19 protein-coding genes are annotated in these 17,110 nt (G+C 72.5%); 10 read left to right on the top strand and 9 right to left on the bottom strand.

Annotated elements, in window-relative coordinates; all coding sequences use genetic code 11:
• The first annotated feature begins 26 nt into the window (after positions 1–26).
• From ACH4SI_RS13745 to ACH4SI_RS13730, 4 genes are all read left to right on the top strand, one after another.
• Positions 27–698, top strand: a complete 672-nt coding sequence (locus tag ACH4SI_RS13745; RefSeq protein WP_398295896.1) for a response regulator transcription factor — start codon at positions 27–29, stop codon at positions 696–698.
• Positions 695–2,131, top strand: a complete 1,437-nt coding sequence (locus ACH4SI_RS13740) for a sensor histidine kinase (protein ID WP_398295895.1) — start codon at positions 695–697, stop codon at positions 2,129–2,131. The genes ACH4SI_RS13745 and ACH4SI_RS13740 overlap by 4 nt, the downstream gene beginning before the upstream one ends.
• A gap of 191 nt (positions 2,132–2,322) precedes the next feature.
• On the top strand, positions 2,323–3,309 hold the full coding sequence (locus tag ACH4SI_RS13735) for a sporulation protein (RefSeq protein ID WP_398295894.1): 987 nt from the start codon (positions 2,323–2,325) through the stop codon (positions 3,307–3,309).
• A gap of 75 nt (positions 3,310–3,384) precedes the next feature.
• Positions 3,385–3,840, top strand: a complete 456-nt coding sequence (locus ACH4SI_RS13730) for a tellurite resistance TerB family protein (protein ID WP_398295893.1) — start codon at positions 3,385–3,387, stop codon at positions 3,838–3,840.
• A gap of 16 nt (positions 3,841–3,856) precedes the next feature.
• Here ACH4SI_RS13730 and ACH4SI_RS13725 read toward each other — a convergent pair whose 3' ends face one another.
• Complete coding sequence (locus ACH4SI_RS13725) at positions 3,857–4,441, bottom strand: hypothetical protein (RefSeq protein ID WP_398295892.1); 585 nt, start codon at positions 4,439–4,441, stop codon at positions 3,857–3,859.
• Between the two features lie 82 nt (positions 4,442–4,523).
• Positions 4,524–4,700 carry a hypothetical protein gene (locus ACH4SI_RS13720; protein WP_398295891.1) on the bottom strand — a complete coding sequence of 59 codons (177 nt, stop codon included), beginning with the start codon at positions 4,698–4,700 and terminating at the stop codon, positions 4,524–4,526.
• A 186-nt stretch (positions 4,701–4,886) separates the two neighbouring features.
• Between ACH4SI_RS13720 and ACH4SI_RS13715 the strand changes: the two genes are divergently transcribed.
• From ACH4SI_RS13715 to ACH4SI_RS13705, 3 genes are read left to right on the top strand one after another with little or no spacing between them, the layout of a single operon-like run.
• Positions 4,887–5,462: a TerD family protein gene (locus ACH4SI_RS13715; protein ID WP_398295890.1), complete on the top strand. Its 576-nt coding sequence runs from the start codon at positions 4,887–4,889 to the stop codon at positions 5,460–5,462.
• A gap of 31 nt (positions 5,463–5,493) precedes the next feature.
• Complete coding sequence (locus tag ACH4SI_RS13710) at positions 5,494–6,234, top strand: hypothetical protein (RefSeq protein WP_398295889.1); 741 nt, start codon at positions 5,494–5,496, stop codon at positions 6,232–6,234.
• Positions 6,235–6,290: 56 nt separating this feature from the next.
• Positions 6,291–6,875 (top strand): TerD family protein, encoded by a 585-nt coding sequence (locus ACH4SI_RS13705; protein WP_398295888.1) that lies wholly within the window; start codon positions 6,291–6,293, stop codon positions 6,873–6,875.
• Positions 6,876–6,885: 10 nt separating this feature from the next.
• Here the strand turns inward: ACH4SI_RS13705 and ACH4SI_RS13700 are convergent, their stop codons facing one another.
• Together ACH4SI_RS13700 and ACH4SI_RS13695 are read right to left on the bottom strand one after the other, a co-directional pair.
• Complete coding sequence (locus ACH4SI_RS13700; RefSeq protein WP_398295887.1) at positions 6,886–7,611, bottom strand: DUF899 domain-containing protein; 726 nt, start codon at positions 7,609–7,611, stop codon at positions 6,886–6,888.
• A 257-nt stretch (positions 7,612–7,868) separates the two neighbouring features.
• Positions 7,869–8,342: a hypothetical protein gene (locus tag ACH4SI_RS13695; RefSeq protein WP_398295886.1), complete on the bottom strand. Its 474-nt coding sequence runs from the start codon at positions 8,340–8,342 to the stop codon at positions 7,869–7,871.
• Between the two features lie 138 nt (positions 8,343–8,480).
• Here ACH4SI_RS13695 and ACH4SI_RS13690 point away from each other — a divergent pair, with 138 nt between their 5' ends.
• On the top strand, positions 8,481–10,685 hold the full coding sequence (locus ACH4SI_RS13690; protein WP_398295885.1) for a protein kinase: 2,205 nt from the start codon (positions 8,481–8,483) through the stop codon (positions 10,683–10,685).
• A 176-nt stretch (positions 10,686–10,861) separates the two neighbouring features.
• Here the strand turns inward: ACH4SI_RS13690 and rpsR are convergent, their stop codons facing one another.
• From rpsR to rpmG, 4 genes are read right to left on the bottom strand one after another with little or no spacing between them, the layout of a single operon-like run.
• Positions 10,862–11,104, bottom strand: a complete 243-nt coding sequence (rpsR, locus tag ACH4SI_RS13685; RefSeq protein WP_398295884.1) for a 30S ribosomal protein S18 — start codon at positions 11,102–11,104, stop codon at positions 10,862–10,864.
• A 31-nt stretch (positions 11,105–11,135) separates the two neighbouring features.
• On the bottom strand, positions 11,136–12,317 hold the full coding sequence (locus tag ACH4SI_RS13680) for a GTP-binding protein (protein ID WP_398295883.1): 1,182 nt from the start codon (positions 12,315–12,317) through the stop codon (positions 11,136–11,138).
• Complete coding sequence (locus ACH4SI_RS13675) at positions 12,314–12,571, bottom strand: type B 50S ribosomal protein L31 (protein WP_398295882.1); 258 nt, start codon at positions 12,569–12,571, stop codon at positions 12,314–12,316. Before ACH4SI_RS13675 ends, ACH4SI_RS13680 begins: the two co-directional genes overlap by 4 nt.
• A 5-nt stretch (positions 12,572–12,576) precedes the next feature.
• Entirely contained in the window at positions 12,577–12,741 is a 165-nt protein-coding gene (gene rpmG / locus ACH4SI_RS13670) for a 50S ribosomal protein L33 (protein ID WP_009716346.1), read from the bottom strand.
• 150 nt (positions 12,742–12,891) lie between these two features.
• Between rpmG and ACH4SI_RS13665 the strand changes: the two genes are divergently transcribed.
• On the top strand, positions 12,892–14,295 hold the full coding sequence (locus ACH4SI_RS13665; protein ID WP_398295881.1) for a DUF1996 domain-containing protein: 1,404 nt from the start codon (positions 12,892–12,894) through the stop codon (positions 14,293–14,295).
• Between the two features lie 151 nt (positions 14,296–14,446).
• Here ACH4SI_RS13665 and ACH4SI_RS13660 read toward each other — a convergent pair whose 3' ends face one another.
• On the bottom strand, positions 14,447–14,746 hold the full coding sequence (locus tag ACH4SI_RS13660; RefSeq protein WP_398295880.1) for a YrhB domain-containing protein: 300 nt from the start codon (positions 14,744–14,746) through the stop codon (positions 14,447–14,449).
• Between the two features lie 197 nt (positions 14,747–14,943).
• Between ACH4SI_RS13660 and ACH4SI_RS13655 the strand changes: the two genes are divergently transcribed.
• Complete coding sequence (locus ACH4SI_RS13655) at positions 14,944–17,040, top strand: restriction endonuclease (protein WP_398295879.1); 2,097 nt, start codon at positions 14,944–14,946, stop codon at positions 17,038–17,040.
• Positions 17,041–17,110: the final 70 nt, after the last annotated feature.

Raw genomic sequence — 17,110 nt, 5'->3', positions numbered from 1 at the left:
GCGGCGCGGCAGGTGATACTGGGCGGGTGACCATTCACCGAGTGCTGGTCGTCGAGGACGACCGCGGATTGCGCGGTGTACTCGTCCGCGGCCTGCGGGACGAGGGCTTCGAGGCGCTGGCGGCCGCCGATGGCGCGTCCGCCCTGCGGGCGGTCACGGACCAGCGGCCGGTGGACGCCGTCGTCCTGGACGTGGGCCTGCCGGATTCGGACGGACGGGACGTGTGCCAGGCCATGCGTGCCGGCGGCCTGGACGCCCCCGTCCTGTTCCTCACCGCGCACGACGGCCTGGTCGACCGGCTCTCGGGCTTCTCCTCGGGCGGCGACGACTACCTGGCCAAACCCTTTCACCTGGTGGAACTGGCCGCCAGGCTGAGGGCGGCACTGCGCCGGGCGGGCCGCCGGGCGGCCCTCGAAGTCGGCGGCATCCGACTGGACCCCACCCGCCACCTGCTGGAGCACGGTGAGCACACCGCCTCGCTGACCCCCACCGAGTTCCGGCTCCTGGCATGTCTCATGGCCGCGCCCGGCACGGTGGTACGACGGCACACCCTGCTCCGGGCGGCATGGCCGGAGGGCGCGCTGGTGACCGACAACACGCTCGACCAGTATCTGATGCGGCTGCGGCGCAAACTGCGCGACGTGGGCGGCGACCGCGGCATCGGCACCGTGCGCGGCGTGGGCTACCAGTTCGGATGAAGGCGCCGCGCCGGGGGTGGCACCGCGCCCGACCGGGTACCCTGCGCGGGCGTCTGGCCCTGCTGGCCCTGTTCACGACCGCGGCCTGGGTGATCATCCTCACGGTCGTCTTCAACATCGCGCTGAGCGGACGGCTGCGCGCCGAGACCGACGACCTGCTCCGTACCCGCGCCACCGCGGTGACGGCCACGGTCCGGGTCCATCCCGACCGCTCGCTCGCCGTCGCCGAACCGGCGGACGACCGCGCCCTCGACACCGGCATCTGGATCTATCAGGGCCGACGGCCGCTGGAACGGCCGCCCGCGTCCCCCGAGGTACAACGTGCGGTGGACACGCTGGCCGGTCGGCAAGACGTCTTCGAGAACATCGGCGATCCGGCCACCACCCGCCTGTACGCACGCCCGATCCGGGCCGGCGGACGCCAGGTGGGGACCGTGGTGACCGCGGTGGGCCTCGCCCCGTACCGGCACAGCGCGCAATCGGCTCTCGCGGGTTCGATCGGGCTGGCCCTGCTGCTGCTCGGCGGGGTGTACCTGGTGACCCGCGCCACGGTCGGGCGCGCCCTGCGGCCGGTGACCGCGATGACCCGGCAGGCGGCCGAATGGAGTGACCATGACATCGGCCGCCGCTTCGGCGCCGTACCGCGCGCGGCGGAGCTCGACGCGCTCGCCGGCAACCTCGACGAACTGCTCGACCGGCTCGCCGCCGTCCTCCGCCACGAACAGCAACTGACCTCGGAGCTTTCCCACGAGTTGCGCACACCACTGGCGCGGATCACGGCGGAGGCGGACTGGCTGCTGGCCCGCGACCGCGGCGCCGAGGAACGCGACGAGGCCATCGAGGCGATCGCCGAAGGGGCGGACCGCATGCGGACCATCTGCGAGACGCTCCTGGCCGAAGCCCGCGCCCGCGGCACCGGCCGGGCTCCCGGCCGGGCGCCCGGCCGGTGCGAACTCCCGGCGCTCGTACGGGATCTCGCCACCCGCGACGCGCCAGGCCGCCCGGACGCACCACGGATCGCCGTCCACCTGACCGGTGAGGAATCCGCTCTGGTCGCGGGTGTCTCCCCGGAGATCGCCGAGCGGGTCCTCGCCCCGCTGCTGGACAACGCCCGTCGCTATGCCGCGGACAGCATCACCGTGGAGTGCGCCCCGGGGCCGCCCGGCAGCGTCCGGATCGTCGTCGGCGACGACGGACCGGGCGTACCGGACACCGCGCGGGACGCGATCTTCGAGCCGGGCCACCGGGCCCACCCGGACGACGGCCACGACGGCGCCGGGCTTGGCCTCCCCCTCGCCATCCGGCTCGCCCGCGCCGCCGGCGGCGACCTCCGTCTCGATCCCACGGCAGCCGCTGCGTCTGCCGTTTCTGCCGCGTCCGCCGTGCGGGGAGCGCGGGGAGCGCGCTTCGTGGTCACGCTCCCCGCGGGCTAGGGAGACCTTTTCGGACTTCCTTCGGCGGGTGGCGCGATGCGCACGCGGCGGGGCGGGGCCCCCTCTACACTTCTACATGTGTGTAGAAGTGCGGGCGGGTCGGCCGACGCGTTGGGCCTCGGCCCCGGCCGCGCTCGACAGCACGGGCAAGTAACCACAGGCGCATACGTACATAAGGAGTGGACGCCACGATGGTGTTCAAACGACTGCTCGGCTCACTCGGTGTCGGCGGCCCCACCGTGGACACCGTGCTGGACGCCGGTCCCGTACGTCCCGGCGGGCCGCTGAGCGGGCAGGTCCATCTTGAGGGAGGCAAGGCGGATTTCGAGATCGAGTCCATCACCCTGGACCTCGTCGCCCGGGTCGAGGCCGAGCAGGGCGACGAGGAGCGCGAAGGTGTCGTCGTCTTCGACCACTTCACGGTCGGGGGCGGTTTCCGGCTCGGCGAAGGGGAGCGGCGAGACCTGCCGTTCACCATCCATCTGCCCTGGGAGACACCCGTCACCGAGCTGTACGGGCAGCCGCTGGGCATCGTGCTCGGGGTCCGTACCGGACTGGAGGTGGCGGGCGCGAAGGACAAGGGCGATCTGGACCAGCTGACGGTGAGTCCGCTGCCCGCCCAGGAGGCCGTCCTGGAGGCGCTGGGGCAGCTCGGTTTCGGCTTCAAGTCGGCCGATCTGGAGCTGGGTCACATCGGCGGTACGGGGCAGCGGCTGCCGTTCTACCAGGAGATCGAGCTGACGCCGGCCCCGCAGTACGCCCACGCCGTCAACGAGCTGGAGGTGACCTTCCTCGCGAACCCCGGCGGCCTGGACGTCGTCCTGGAGGCCGACAAGCGCGGTGGGTTCTTCTCCGGGGGGCATGACGCCCTCACCCTCTTCACCGTCGGCCACGAGGGCGTCGAGCACCGGGACCTGAACACGGAGGTCGACGCCTGGGTCCGGCAGCTCGTCGATCAGCGTGGCGGGCGGGGCGACCGCAACCACGGCGGGGATGCGTACGGCCACGGGCACGACTACGGGCACGACCACGGGCACGGGGAACGCCGTTCCGGGCCCAGCACCGGGGCCATCGTCGGGGGTGTCGCGGCGGGCGTCGCGGTCGGCGTCGTCGGCGGCATGGTCGCGGCGGAGGTCGTCGACGAGATCGGCGACGCCTTCGAGGACGAGGAGGACTGAGCCCCCTCGGGCCACGGCCACTCTGCTAACTTCTACAGTATTGTAGAAGTAACGTGACGACATACGGAGTTGGTCATGGCCCTCTGGGACCGCATCAAGGAATCCGCATCGACGATGCAGAGCCAGCTGATGGCGAAGAAGAACGACCTCAAGAGCGGCGCGTTCCGCGACGCCAGCATGGCGATGTGCGCGTTGGTGGCGGCGGCGGACGGGTCGATCGACCCGTCCGAGCGGCAGCGCGTCGCCCAGCTGATCGCCACCAACGAGGTGCTGCAGAACTTCCCCGCCGACGACCTGCAGTGGCGTTTCAACGACTACCTCAACAAGCTCACGGCGGACTTCGACTTCGGCAAGGTCAGCGTCCTCCAGGAGGTGGCCAAGGCGAAGAAGAAGCCCGCCGAGGCGCGCGCGGTGATCCAGATCGGCATCGTCATCGGCGGCGCCGACGGCGACTTCGACAAGACCGAACGGGCCGTGGTCCGCGAGGCGTGCTTCACGCTGGAGCTGGATCCCGCCGAGTTCGACGTGTAGGACGCTCCGGGTCTGGTCACGGCGGCGATCCAGGCGGCGACGCCCGCGGCCGTGGAGGCGGGCGGCCGGTGCCGGGTGGACGGGACCGGGCGTACGGCACCGGGGCCCAGCAGCACGGCCACCCGGCGCGGGACGGGTCCAGGCGCGGCGAACCCGGCGAGCGTCGGGGCGGGGGTGCCGCGGGAGACCAGCGTGGCCTTGCCGACCGCCCTGGACACGACCTTCCGGCCACCGCGCTCGCCGCCTCCTCGTCCGCCCACCACTCCCCGCAGCGGGCGCGGCGCTCCGTGGCCAGCCGGCGCAGCAGGGGGTTCGCCCGCGCTGCCAACTGGGCGGGCAGGTAGCGGTGGTGCCGTCCGGCGGGGTGGGCGTGCACATGGGCGATCAGGGCGCGCCGTTCGGAGGCGTACAGGCAGGCGAGCATCGCTGTGGGGACGACGATCCGGCCGGTCCTGCCGGACGCGGCGGGCAGCGTGCCCGCGTACGGCTCGTCGGCCCGTCCTGCGACCGCCTCCTGGGCGCGCCGCCGCGCCCGGCGGTGCCGCCGCCCGGCAGCCGGGCCGTGCCGACGACCACCTCCACGCCGTGCCTGGCGCCGCAACCAGCCCCGGCAACAGGCGAGGGCGCGCCGGGGATGGAGGTACTGCTCGGCAGGACGAGGAGCAGAAAGACGAACGCCCCCCTCAGCTACCCTCCGCCTCGCTCAACAGGCCGCGCAGCAGCCGCTCGTCGTCGGCCGTCAGCCCCGTCACGAAGCCGGCCGGCACCGCTCCCCGGTCGTAGGCGAGATCGCCGTCGAGCCGCTCCCGCACCCAGGCGGCCGCCACCGGGCCGTCCGCCCGCTGGAGCGCCGCCGGCACCTGCGCCTCCGGCTCGCCCTGCCCCCGCCGACGGAAGCGCGGGGGCGGGTGCTCTCACACCGACTCCCTCCGCACACCGCTCACATCCAGCCGTCGGGTGGCGGTACAGGGTCCTCGAATACTTCTACAGTGCTGTAGATTTTCACTCGTCAGCAGCCGGACGCATGAAGTACTCAGGAGGAGATCGTGGGAGTTTCCCTGTCCAAAGGCGGCAACGTCTCGCTCAGCAAGGAGGCGCCGGGCCTGACCGCGGTCCTGGTCGGTCTGGGCTGGGACGTACGGACGACCACGGGCACCGACTACGACCTCGACGCCAGCGCCCTGCTGTGCGACGAGGCCGGAAAGGTCGTGTCCGACCGGCACTTCGTCTTCTACAACAACCTCACCAGCCCCGACGGTTCGGTCGAGCACACCGGCGACAACCTCACCGGTGAGGGCGAGGGGGACGACGAGTCGATCAAGGTGAACCTGGCGGCGGTCCCCGCCGACGTCACCCGCGTCGTCTTCCCCGTCTCCATCCATGACGCCCAGAGCCGCGGCCAGAGCTTCGGCCAGGTCCGCAACGCCTTCATACGGGTGGTCAACCAGGCCGACAACGCCGAACTCGCCCGCTACGACCTGAGCGAGGACGCCGCGTCCGAGACCGCGATGGTCTTCGGTGAGCTGTACCGCCACGGCGCGGAGTGGAAGTTCCGCGCGGTCGGCCAGGGGTACGCCTCGGGCCTGGCGGGCATCGCCTCCGACTTCGGCGTCCACCTCTGACACCGGCACGCCACGCACCGAGGACACAGACATGACCGGCACACCCGCGTTACGTCCGGAGGACAGACCCGCCTTCGAGCGGGTGCTGCGGCAGGCCCTGAACACCCCGGAGATCCGTGCGGCCCTGCGGCGGCACGGGTCCGCCGGGGCCGCGGCGGCCGAACGGCTACGGGCCCGCGCGCTCGCCGAGCGCGCGGGCATCGCCACGGCCGCGGCCCCCGAGTACGCCGCCTACCTGCGGCAACGCAACACGGTGGCCTCTTGCGTACGCGCCGATGGCACACCGTCCGCCGGGGCGGGGGCGCGCGGGCTGCTGTCGGCGCTCGCGGTCCTGGCGCCGGTGCTGGCGGCGGCCGCGACAGCGGTCTTCCTGCTCCTCGGATACGTCCTCGGGTACGTCCCGGGGCTCGGCGGCTCGGGACGCGAGCTGGGCGACGCGCTGCTGACCGCGGGGCATACCGCCGCCGTGGTCACGGCGGTGACGACGGCGGGCGGTGTGACCTGGCTGCTCATCACCGCCGCCCGCCACCGCACCCCGGCGACCGGCCCGCCCGGCGGCGCACCGGGAGCGGACGAGGCCTGGCGGCAGGCCCTCCTCGAACGCGGCATCCTGCCGTTCCTGCGCGACCAATTGCGGCAGACGCAGCCGGGTCGGCAGGGCCGGGCCGCTCACCCCCGGCGCCCGACGCTGGGCTACACCAGCCCGGATTTCGCGAGCCCCGAATTCTCCGGCCCCGGCTTCACCGTGCCGCCGTCCTCGTCCGAGGGATGACGAGGACTGACGAGGACTGACCAGGACTGACCAGGACTGACACCGAAAGGGAACGCATGACCGTGAACCTGGCCAAGGGCCAGCAGATCAGCCTGAGCAAGCCCGACGGCGGCGCGCTCACCGCGGTACGCATGGGCCTGGGCTGGCAGGCCGCGCCCCGCAAGGGCTTCTTCGCGCGGATGACCGCCCGCGACATCGACCTCGACGCCTCGGCGGTGCTGTTCTCCGCCGCCCGCCCCGTCGACGTGGTCTTCTTCCAGCAGCTCAGCAGCAAAGACGGCTCCGTGCGCCACACCGGCGACAACCTCGTCGGCGGCACCGGCCAGGGCGGCGACGACGAGTCGATCCTGATCGACCTGGAGCGGGTTCCGGAGCACGTCGACCAGATCGTGTTCACCGTGAACTCCTTCACCGGGCAGACCTTCGAGCAGGTGGAGAACGCCTTCTGCCGCCTGATCGACGAGACAAACGGGCAGGAAATGGCCCGTTACACGCTCAGCGGCGGCGGCCCCTACACCGCGCAGATCATGGCCAAGGTCTACCGCTCCTCGAACGACTCCTGGCAGATGGCGGCGATCGGCGCCCCCGCCACCGGAAAGACCTTCCAGGACCTGATCCCCGTCATCTCCCCGCACCTCTGACCCGCGGCCGCTACGCCGCTCGGCCCCGGGGGCCGCGGCGGGTCTGGGCCAGCCATTCGGGGGCCGGTTCGGTCTCGCCGTAGGCGTCGTGCCAGTTCCACCATTCGTACGGCGGGGTCTGGGGGTAGCCCTCGGGCGAGCTTTCCCAGTTCTCCTGCCGCCCGAGCGCGGTCATGTCGAGGTAGCTCCAGGTGCTGCCCAGCGCCTCGTCGCCGCGGGCGTTGATGAAGTAGGTGCGGAACACGCGGTCGCCGTCGCGGATGAAGGCGTTCGTGCCGTGCCACTGGTCCACGTCGAAGTCGGCGTCGAAGTCGTCGGTGATCGTGTACCAGGGCATCGTCCAGCCCATCCGCGCCTTCTGGGCCTCGATGTTCTGCTGCGGCGCGCGCGAGGCGAAGACCAGGGTGGTGTCGCGGGCGTGCAGATGGGCGAGGTTGCCGACGTGGTCGGCCACCATGGAGCAGCCGCGGCAGGCGTGGTCGGGCCAGCCGAAGACGCCGGGCTCGTAGAAGGCGCGGTAGACGATCAGCTGACGACGCCCCTTGAACAGGTCGAGCAGGCTCACCGTGCCCTCGGGCCCTTCGAAGGCGTACGGCTTCTCCACCGCCACCCACGGCATCCGGCGACGCTTGGCGGCCAGGGCGTCATGGGCGTGGGTCAGCTCCTTCTCCTCCACGAGCAACTGCCGGCGCGCGTCTTCCCACTCCTGCGGCGAAACGATCGGGGGTGTCTTCATGGCGCTGGTCCCCTTCCGGTCCGGTCCGCGCTCCCTTCGTCCAGGGTCGGTCGATGCGGGCGCGGGCGCACGCCGACCGTCGGAGGCACCGGAAAGCCCCAGGCCAGTGGCCTGGGGCCCGCTTGCTGCGGTCGGCGCTGATCGCGCCGTCCTTGCTCTTGAGGTCGACGCCGGGGAAGCCCTGGAGGGTGCAGAGCCATGGGAGGAGGAGTCGTCCCCCTGACAGGCGCTGAGCGAGAGGCCGGCCGCGACGGACCCTAACCCGAGCGCGCGGCGTCGAGGCTCAGGTCCTGCCGCATACGGGCCCGCAGCGCGGCGAGGGCGTCGTCGTACTGGCCGCGCCCCTCCACATAGACCTCGTCGGTGGCGGGCACGCCGTCCATCACCCGGTCCCGGAGATCGCGCAGACGGCGGAAGGCGTTCTCCGATGCCTCCACCACATGGCCGGGCGCCGTGATGGTGATCTGGTAGCGCAACCCGATGCACGGTCCGAACGCCTCACGCGCCGTCGTCCGGCGCGTCGCGCGGTCCATGTCCGGGTCCCGGGCCACGTTGCCACAGGCGTGGCGGGCCTCGGAGAGGCACGCCAGATAGTCGCCGTACAGGATGCGCCGTATCTCCACATCCCGGTCCTGACGTTCCCGTTGCCAGCGTCGGCGGTCCAGGAGCATCGCGGAGCCCGTGGCGATACCCGCGCCAACAACCGTGCCGGCCAGAGAAATCCACTCCATGGGCCCGACGGTATCCGGATGTCGCAGGTGAGCCGCCGCGCGTGACGCGCGCGGGGGCTCGGTGTGCCGGGGGTGGGGCGGGGCGGCCTAGTGTAGGGGCGGTTAAAGCCGTTGGGGGGAGGGGAAAGGGGGATCGCGATGCCGCTGAGTACCGATGATCCGGCGTCCATAGGCGGCTACGCCCTGCTCGACCGGCTCGGGTCGGGCGGGATGGGGGTCGTCTATCTGGGACGGTCGGCCTCGGGGCGGCAGGTCGCGGTCAAGCTCGTGCACGCGCAGTACGCGCAGGACGAGGAGTTCCGGACCCGCTTCCGGCAGGAGATCACGGCGGCGCGCAAGGTGAGCGGGGCGTTCACCGCGCCCGTGGTGGACGCCGATCCGGAGGCCGAGCGGCCGTGGATGGCGACGCAGTACGTGCCGGGGCGCACCCTCGCCGATGTGGTGCGGGAGGGCGGGCCGCTGGGCGGGCGGGAGTTGCGGACGCTGGGGCTGGGGCTCGTCGAGGCGCTGCGGGACATCCACCGGGCCGGGGTGGTGCACCGGGACCTGAAACCGGCCAACATTCTGATGGCCGAGGACGGGCCGCGCGTCATCGACTTCGGCATCTCGCGGGCCGCCGACAACCAGACGCTCACCCTCACCGCCGGTCGGGTGCTCGGCACGCCGCGCTTCATGTCGCCGGAGCAGCTGCGCAACCCGCGGGAGGTCACCGCGGCCTCGGACGTGTTCTCGCTGGGGGCGCTGGTGGTGTACGCGGCCACCGGCACCGGGCCGTTCGACGCCGAGAGCCCGTATCTGTCGGGGTACCAGGTGATGTACGAGCCGCCGACGCTGACCGGGGTGCCGGGTCCGCTCATCGCGCTCGCCAAGCGGTGTCTGGACAAGGATCCGGACGCGCGGGCGGGCCTGGACGAGCTGCACCGCATGCTCGGCGCGCTGCCGGACTTCGCCGCCGCGGCTCCCCCGGAGGGGACCGTCACGCGGGCGATGCGTCCGGCTCCACGGGGCGAGCCGACCGCGGTGGCGCCCCCGGAAGAGGCCGCGGAAAGAGCCGCGGCCGAGATCGGCCGGCGGCGCCGGAAGCGGCGGATCCTCATCTCGGCCGGCGCCGTGGCGGTCGGCGGGCTGCTCGCGCTCGCGCTGCTCTACGGTCCGCTCGCCACGAAACCGCCGCCGTACGACCCCTCCGCGTCCGCCACCGAGGACGCGAACCCCGTGTCCCTGCCCGAGGGCTGGCGCCCGTGGCGGACGACGCTGCGGTACGAGGCCCCGCTGCCCCCGCTCGTGTACCAGGACGCCGCGTGCGTGCACGACCGCGCCGCCGAACTGTACTGCGGCGGCAAGGGCTTCACCGTCGCCAAGGTCGACGCCGCCACCGGCCGCGTCCAGTGGCACAGCGGCACCAGGCCGCAGGACGCGCGCCCCATCGGGGTGCGGGACGGAATCGTCTACGCCTACTCCGCCCCGAAGGACGGGGACCGCCGGGTGGTGGCCCTGGACACCGGCTCCAAGAAGCAGCTGTGGGAGCGCCCGATCAGCGAGTCGGCGTCGGTGCGCCTGTTCCGCGGCGGGGTGCTGACGCTGTCGCCCGACGGCCGACGGATCGTCGCCTACGGGAAGTCGGGCGGGTTGCTGTGGCAGTCGCCCGCTAAGGAGGGGCAGTTCTGCGAACCGGCGACGCCGGTCGAGTCCGGCCTCCCGTACGTCCTGTGCTCGCCCCTCACGTCGGAAGGGCTGAGCACCGAAGGCCCGTACACCCTGCTGCGGCTCGACCCCGTCGACGGTGCGCGGCGCACCAGCGCGGCGCTCCCCAAGAAGGCGCTGAGCCTCGGCTCCCCCGACGGGGCGCCCCTCTTCCTCGCGCCGCAGACGGCGAAGGAGGTGTACGACGCCGGGTACGAGCGCCCGTACAACGCGCTGGTCCGGGTCGATCCACGCACCGGCGACACCAAGCGGATCCCGCTGCGGCACCCCCTGCGCGGCACGGCCACCCTCCTGGGCGGGGTCGTCTACGCCGCCCGGACCGACGGGACGGTCACCGCGGTGTCGGCGCGCAGCGGCGAGCAGCTGTGGCAGCGGCCGACGGAGACCGAGAACCTGTCCGCGCCCGTCGAGTCGAAGCGGCACGGCAAGCTCTACTTCTCCAACCGCTTCGGCCGTCTGCTGGCGCTGGACAGCGACACCGGGGCGGAGGCGTGGCGCACCGCCGCGCTGACCAACCCCGGGGACACGGCGCAGGAGCGGCCGCCTTCCTTGTTGCTCGTCAAGGACGCGCTCGTGGCGATGGCCGGGGACACGGTGTTCTCCGTACGCCCCGACCGGCCCACGGTGCCGAAGAAGTGATGCAGCGGGGCTAGGTCCTGTCCGGCGGATCTTCGTGGATCAGCCCGCGGCGTCTGGCGCGGTGTATCGCAAGGCGGAGGGTCGTCCTCGTACCGGGTCGTACTCGGGCGATCCCGACAACGCAGCGAGGTGCCGTGCCAGGCGTCGCGGGCCCGCGAAGATCCGCCGGACAGGGCCTAGCGGGAACCGTACGGGATCAGGGCCATCTCGCGGGCGTTCTTGATGGCGCGGGCGATCTGCCGCTGCTGCCGGCGCGTCACATGGCTCACCCGGCGGCTGCGGATCTTGCCGCGGTCGGAGATGAACTTCCGCAGCAGGTCGGTGTCCTTGTAGTCGACGTAGGTGATGCCCGCGGCGTCCAGCGGGTTGGCGCGGCGTCGCCGGGGGTCGGGGCGGCGGGAGGTGCGGTGGGACGGCATTCGGGGTCCTTTCCGTACGGAGGGGGAGGGATCACGCGACCGGGTCGAGGAGGTCGTCGAAGGCGTGCGGCAGCTTCTTCCAGCCGTCCGGGCCCGCCGCGTACTCGTCGTCGGTGAGCAGGCAGGAGTCGAGCAGGGTCAGCAGTCCGTCGCGGTCGAGGCCCGGGGACGTGAAGGTGAGGTGCTGGCGGCGGTCGCCGTGTTCCGGGTGCCAGTCCAGGGAGGCCGCGACGCGGCGTTCGGCGGGGACCATCTCCCAGGCGGCGTCCGGGAGGGCGGCCAGCCAGGGGCCGGAGGACTCCACGCAGAGCGCGCCGCCCGCGGCGTCCCACGAGAGGAGGGAGTCGGGCCGGTCGGCCAGCCAGAACCGGCCCCGGCTGCGGGCCGCGGCGCACGTCAGGTCCTCCAGGGCGGCATAGAGCCGACCGGGGTGGAAGGGGCGCCTCCGCCGCCAGACGAGGGTGGACACGCCGTGTTCGTCGGTGTCCTGGGGCAGCAGGGCGCACGCCGGGTGCTGACGGGCGGCCGCCGCCTCGATGTCGAAGCCGCGCAGCAGGGCGGCCCCGAGGGCACCGTCGCCGTCGCCGTCGTCGAGCCGTAGGTGCCGGGCGCCGGGGGTGAGCTGGGTGAGCACGGCGTGGTCACCGTCATCGGCGGGCTCGTCCCGCTCTCTGTCCTCGGCGACGGCGATCAGCGTGGGGTACTCCAGCTGCCGGGCGAAGGTGTCGGCCACGGTGCGCTGGTCGGTCGGGGCGGCGGCGAGCCCGGCGTCGGCCAGGTCGTCGCCGTTTGCCAGGTACGGCACGACCAGCGCCGGGTCGACCGCGGTGGCCACCCCGGTCAGCGCCAGGGGCGCGCCCTCGGCGGCGATGACCGCGGCCATGGCCTGCGGTTCGACGGAATCCCACAGCTCGACCACGGCCAGCCGGTGGCCGCCGCCCGCGGCCAGCCGCAGCAGCTCGGGGACCAGGTCCGCGCGCAGGGCACAGCACGCGCAGTCGTTCACCAGCGGCGCCTGACCGCTGCCGAGCGGGCCGGTGGCGTCCCGTACGGTGCGGTGCACGGCGCGGTCGGTCGCGGCCGACAGGTCGTGGTGCAGGGCGACGGCGCCGGGCACCGTGCGCAGGATCTCCTCGACGGCGGCCCGGCGGGCGTCGGCGTGCAGCCCGCCCACGACCGCGACGGCCAGCCGGGTCCCGTGCTCGCCGCTCACCGGGCGCCCCGGCCGGATCCGTACCGCCGCTCGAAGCGCTCCACGCGGCCCGCGGTGTCCACGATGCGCTGCGTGCCGGTGTAGAAGGGGTGGCTCGCCGAGGAGATCTCGACGTCGATGACCGGGTACGTACGGCCGTCCTCCCACTCGACGGTCTTGTCGCCGGTGGCCGTGGAACGGGTCAGGAAGGCGAAGCCGGCGGCGCGGTCGCGGAAGACGACCGGCTCGTACGCGGGGTGGATACCGGGCTTCATGGCGGTCAGCGCTCCTCTCGGAAGTCGACGTGGCGGCCCACGACCGGGTCGTACTTGCGCAGGACCATCCGGTCGGGGTCGTTTCGGCGGTTCTTGCGGGTCACGTAGGTGTAGCCGGTGCCGGCGGTGGACCTGAGCTTGATGATCGGGCGTAGTTCGTTGCGGGCCATGACACACAGAGTACATGGTGTTGGTTTTCATTTTCATATAAGGGTGGCAGCGCGCGGCGGGTATGGCACTTTCCCGCCATACCTTCATCCCCTACGGCCGCCGATGAGCGGAACCGCCCCGGTTTTCGTATCGCAGTACGACAACTACCAATGAGGGGCGTAGTGGTGAGGTACAAGAAGAGACACAAGCGGTCCCGCGTGCTGGTCGTGTCCGCCGTCGGCGTCACGGCTCTGGCGATCGGCGGCGGGGCGCTGATGATGACCGACAACAACGCCTCGGCCGGGCAATCCCCCAACCGGACCGAGGCCGCCCGACAATCCTCGATGACCATCCAGTGTCCCGACGTCGCCACGAAGCTGTCGAACGTGCCGCAGAAGGCACGGCCCGCCGTGGACAAGGAACTGGCGCAGATGGACACCCAGGTGGCCGCCGCCTACAAGCAGCTCTCCGCGCGGGGCCCCCAGGCCGCCGACCAGGAGTGGGTGCGTACGCGCGTCCTGGCGCCGCTGTCGTCCCAGCGCCGCAGCGCGCTGAACCGCATCGCCACCCGGATGGGACGGGGCTCGCAGCAGGCGTCCGGGCTGGACTCGATGGCGTCCTGCACGGTCAAGCAGGGCGAGACGAACGCCGTGGCCGCGGCCCCCGCGGCGGCCAAGGGCGGTGCGCAGGGCTCCGGTCCGCAGAAGGCCGACTTCGTGGACATCCGGAAGGTGCAGCCCAACGTCAAGAACCCCCGCCAGCAGGCGGCCGCCTCCAAGGGCACCTTCTCCTCGCGGTGCGGGCGCAACGAGAACAAGAAGTTCAACTCCGACAACGTCATCGTCGCCCCCGGCGTGAGCAACGGCGCCCACCACATGCACGACTACGTGGGCAACCAGAAGAACGACGCGTTCGCCACCGACCAGGTCCTCGCCACGGCGACCACCTCGTGCACCAACGGCGACCGCTCCACCCACTACTGGCCCGTGCTGCGCCTCCGCAACGGCAAGAACGAGAAGGACGTGAACGCCCCGGGCGGCGGCACCGAAGGCAACGTCGGCACCATCCTCCAGCCCGCCTCCGTCCAGCTCACCTTCCGCGGCAGCGCGGTCGGCAAGGTCGTGGCGATGCCGAAGTTCCTGCGCATCATCACCGGTGACGCCAAGGCCTTCACCAACGGCACGGCCAACGCCAACGCCTCCTGGAGCTGCACCGGATTCGAGAACCGCCAGCTCAAGGACAAGTACCCGCTGTGCCCCAAGGGCAGCAACGTGGTGCGGACGTTCAAGTTCCAGAGCTGCTGGGACGGACGGAACTCCGACAGCGCCAACCACCGCACCCATGTCGCCTTCGCCGGTGCCAACGGTGCGTGCGGCAAGGGCTTCAAGGCCATCCCGGCCCTGACCCAGCGCATCACCTACAAGATCGCGCCGAACTCGGTCTTCGCGGTGGACAGCTTCCCCGAGCAGCTGCACAAGCCGGTCACGGACCACGGTGACTTCATCAACGTGATGTCCAACTCGCTGATGAAGCAGGCCGTGAAGTGCATCAACAGCGGCCGTAAGTGCGGTTGACGCACGACCGCACCCACCGGGCCCGGCCCGGCAGGATGGCTGCCCCCATCCTGCCGGGCCGTCTCTTTTCGCGGTAAACCGCCTGCACACCTAGGGTCAGCCGGATCGCCGAACCGCATCCCACGGCGGCCGCACCACAGAGCGGCGGCGGTCAGGCTCCGGTGACGGGACGGTCCGTGGCGAGCTGGGCCACGTACGTCGCCACGGGGAGGTGGCTCGGGGGGAAGCGCGGGGCGCTGCCGTCCTTGGGGACGATCACCACCCGGGTGAAGGGCTGAAGTGCCACGTTCCCGGTGTCGAGGTATTCCTGCGAGGTGAACCGGATCGCCCACGCCGCCGCGTGCTCTTCCGACCGCTCGCGCTGCATGACGACCGTGAACTCCCCGGCCGCGTATACCTGTCCAAGGAACTCACGCGCTGCCGGAACGGCTTCGTCCAGTGAGAGCGTCACCGCTCCACGGTGGCCGCCCCCTTGCGCCGGGAGAGCCTTCGGTCGCCGCCACCACATCCACCTCGCCATGGGGCCACGATAGGTGTCGGGCGGGACCGCGACGGGGCCCGGGGCGAGCACTAGAATCAGGGGCTTACCGCTGGTTGGGGCCGGTGCGCGAGTGTGGGGCCCGTGGGCCCGGGGGGAGTGGGTACCGCATGAGCCGTCGCTCCGGTCGTTCCAGCGGCCTGATCTCCCTGTGGGCCGAGGCGCAGCGGCAGCGCGAGGCGCAGGAGCGGGCGCGGGTGCAGCGGGAGCGGGAGGAAGAGCGGCGGCTGCGGGCCGCCGAGCGGGCGCGGGCGCGCGATCAGCGGGAGCGGCAGGCGGCGTACCGGCGGCAGCGTGAGGCGGACGCGCGGCGGCGTACGGAGGAGCTGGAGGCGCGGGTCGGGGCGCTGGGGTCGTTGCTGGTGGACGGGTGCCGGGCGCCGGCGTTCCGGCCGGCGGGGCCGGCCCGGCCCGAGCAGGTCGAGCCGTTCGACCCGGGCGCGCTCGCCCACCCCGTACCGATGCCGGACCAGCGGCACTACCAACCGCAGGGCGGCGGGGTCTTCGGGGCCGGGCGGCGGGCTCAGGAGGAGGCGCGGGAGCGGTACGAGCGGGACTGGCAGGCCGCGCAGGCGGCGGAGGCCGAGCGGGTGCGGCAGCTGGACGCGTACCGGCGGCAGTACGAGCGGTGGGCCGAGCAGCGGATCGCGGAGATACAGCGGCTCAACGAGGGCGTGGCGGACCTGGCCGCCGAGGTGCGGGCCGGTGAACCCGACGCGGTGGTCGAGTACTTCACGGCGGCGCTCTGCCACACCGCGTATTCCTCGTATTCCTCCCCGGTGTGGCCGCCAGACCTGCCCCGCGAGGTGTCCGCCGCGTACGACCCGGCCGCGCGGCAGCTCGTCGTGGACTGGGAGTTGCCGCGGTACGAGATCGTCCCGGAGATCAAGTCGGTGCGGTACATGCCCGGTGCCGACGAGGACCGGGAGACGGCGCGCCCGGCCACGCAGCGCCGGGCGCTGTACCGGGACGTGCTCGCGCAAGTCATGCTGCTGGCGCTGCGCGACCTGTTCGCGGCGGACGAGTCCGGGGCGCTGGACTCGGTCGCGCTGAACGGCTTCGTGGACGACCACGATCCGGCGACCGGCCACCGGGCCCGGATCGTCCTGGCGACGGTGACGGTGACGCGTACCGCCTTCGCCGAACTGCGGCTGGAGCAGGTCAGCGCGGTGGACTGCCTGGTCGACGGCGTAGGCGGCCGGCTGTCCACGCGCCCCGACCAGCGCGCCGCCGTGACGCCCGTGCGGACGCCGGACGACGTCGGCTCCGGCGTCCTCACCCAGGGCGGGGGCGACGATCCGGATCTGTTCGCGATGGATCCGTTTCGCTTCGAGTCGCTGGTCGCGGACCTCTTCCGGGCCATGGGGATGCGGGCGGTGACGACCCGGCGTTCGAACGACGGCGGGGTGGACGTGGAGGCGGTGGACCCCGCGCCGATCCGGGGCGGCCGGATCGTGGTGCAGGTGAAGCGCTACCGCGGCACGGTGCCGCCGACGGCGGTGCGCGATCTGTACGGGACGGTGCAGGACAGCGGCGCGAACAAGGGCGTCCTGGTCACCACCTCGCGGTTCGGCCCCGGCTCGCACACGTTCGCCCATGGGAAGCCGCTGGAGCTGGTGTCCGGGGCGGAGCTGGTCGACCTGCTGCACCGGCATGGGCTACGGGGGCGGCTGGGGGACGGCGCCGCCGCTTCCGGGTCCCGTTCCGCTGAGGAACCGCCGCCCGAATACAACGTGCTGGGCATGTCGTGGTCGGGCGAGGTCGCCCTCGACGTCTGCGCCCTCGTCTGCGACGGCGACCGGGTGCTGAGCGAAGACCACTTCGTCTTCTTCAACAACCCCCGCACCCCCGACGGCACCGTCAGCGCAGCTCCCGCCACCGCCCCCGACCGGGCGGCGGTCCGCGTCGCCTTCGACGCCCTGCCGCCCGAGGCCGACCGCCTCGTCCTCGCCGCGGCCGTCGACCCCGAGGTCGACCCCGGGGCGGACCTGTCCGGCTTCGCCGACGCCCGGATACGGCTCCTGGACGCGTCGGGCGCGGAACTCGGCCGGCTGGAGGTCTCCGATGGCCGCCGCGGCGAAACCGCCCTGGTCCTCGGCTCGTTCCGGCGCCGCGCGGGGGGCGACTGGGCCTTCGTGATCGGCGGCAAGGGCTACCCGGGCGGGCTGGAGGCGCTGGTCCGGGAGTACGGCATCGACGTCGCGTGATCGTGACGCGTGGCGGAACAGTCGGCGGAACACTCGGGGTGTGGGTGTCGCGGGCACGGCTTCATCCGAC

Origin of the sequence: Streptomyces sp. NPDC021212 (assembly GCF_044332925.1) — a bacterium.
GTDB lineage: Bacteria > Actinomycetota > Actinomycetes > Streptomycetales > Streptomycetaceae > Streptomyces.
Note: the sequence above shows the minus strand (reverse complement) of the source record. Positions and strands in the feature narration are given on the sequence as shown.

Excerpts from the sequence above, each read along its gene's own strand:
- ACH4SI_RS13740 (WP_398295895.1), top strand. The coding sequence starts at position 695 with ATGAAGGCGCCGCGCCGGGGGTGGCACCGCGCCCGACCGGGTACCCTG.
- ACH4SI_RS13735 (WP_398295894.1), top strand. The coding sequence starts at position 2,323 with ATGGTGTTCAAACGACTGCTCGGCTCACTCGGTGTCGGCGGCCCCACC.
- ACH4SI_RS13730 (WP_398295893.1), top strand. The coding sequence starts at position 3,385 with ATGGCCCTCTGGGACCGCATCAAGGAATCCGCATCGACGATGCAGAGC.
- ACH4SI_RS13710 (WP_398295889.1), top strand. The coding sequence starts at position 5,494 with ATGACCGGCACACCCGCGTTACGTCCGGAGGACAGACCCGCCTTCGAG.
- ACH4SI_RS13705 (WP_398295888.1), top strand. The coding sequence starts at position 6,291 with ATGACCGTGAACCTGGCCAAGGGCCAGCAGATCAGCCTGAGCAAGCCC.
- ACH4SI_RS13700 (WP_398295887.1), bottom strand. The coding sequence starts at position 7,611 with ATGAAGACACCCCCGATCGTTTCGCCGCAGGAGTGGGAAGACGCGCGC.
- ACH4SI_RS13695 (WP_398295886.1), bottom strand. The coding sequence starts at position 8,342 with ATGGAGTGGATTTCTCTGGCCGGCACGGTTGTTGGCGCGGGTATCGCC.
- ACH4SI_RS13690 (WP_398295885.1), top strand. The coding sequence starts at position 8,481 with ATGCCGCTGAGTACCGATGATCCGGCGTCCATAGGCGGCTACGCCCTG.
- rpsR (WP_398295884.1), bottom strand. The coding sequence starts at position 11,104 with ATGCCGTCCCACCGCACCTCCCGCCGCCCCGACCCCCGGCGACGCCGC.
- ACH4SI_RS13675 (WP_398295882.1), bottom strand. The coding sequence starts at position 12,571 with ATGAAGCCCGGTATCCACCCCGCGTACGAGCCGGTCGTCTTCCGCGAC.
- rpmG (WP_009716346.1), bottom strand. The coding sequence starts at position 12,741 with ATGGCCCGCAACGAACTACGCCCGATCATCAAGCTCAGGTCCACCGCC.
- ACH4SI_RS13665 (WP_398295881.1), top strand. The coding sequence starts at position 12,892 with ATGAGGGGCGTAGTGGTGAGGTACAAGAAGAGACACAAGCGGTCCCGC.
- ACH4SI_RS13655 (WP_398295879.1), top strand. The coding sequence starts at position 14,944 with ATGAGCCGTCGCTCCGGTCGTTCCAGCGGCCTGATCTCCCTGTGGGCC.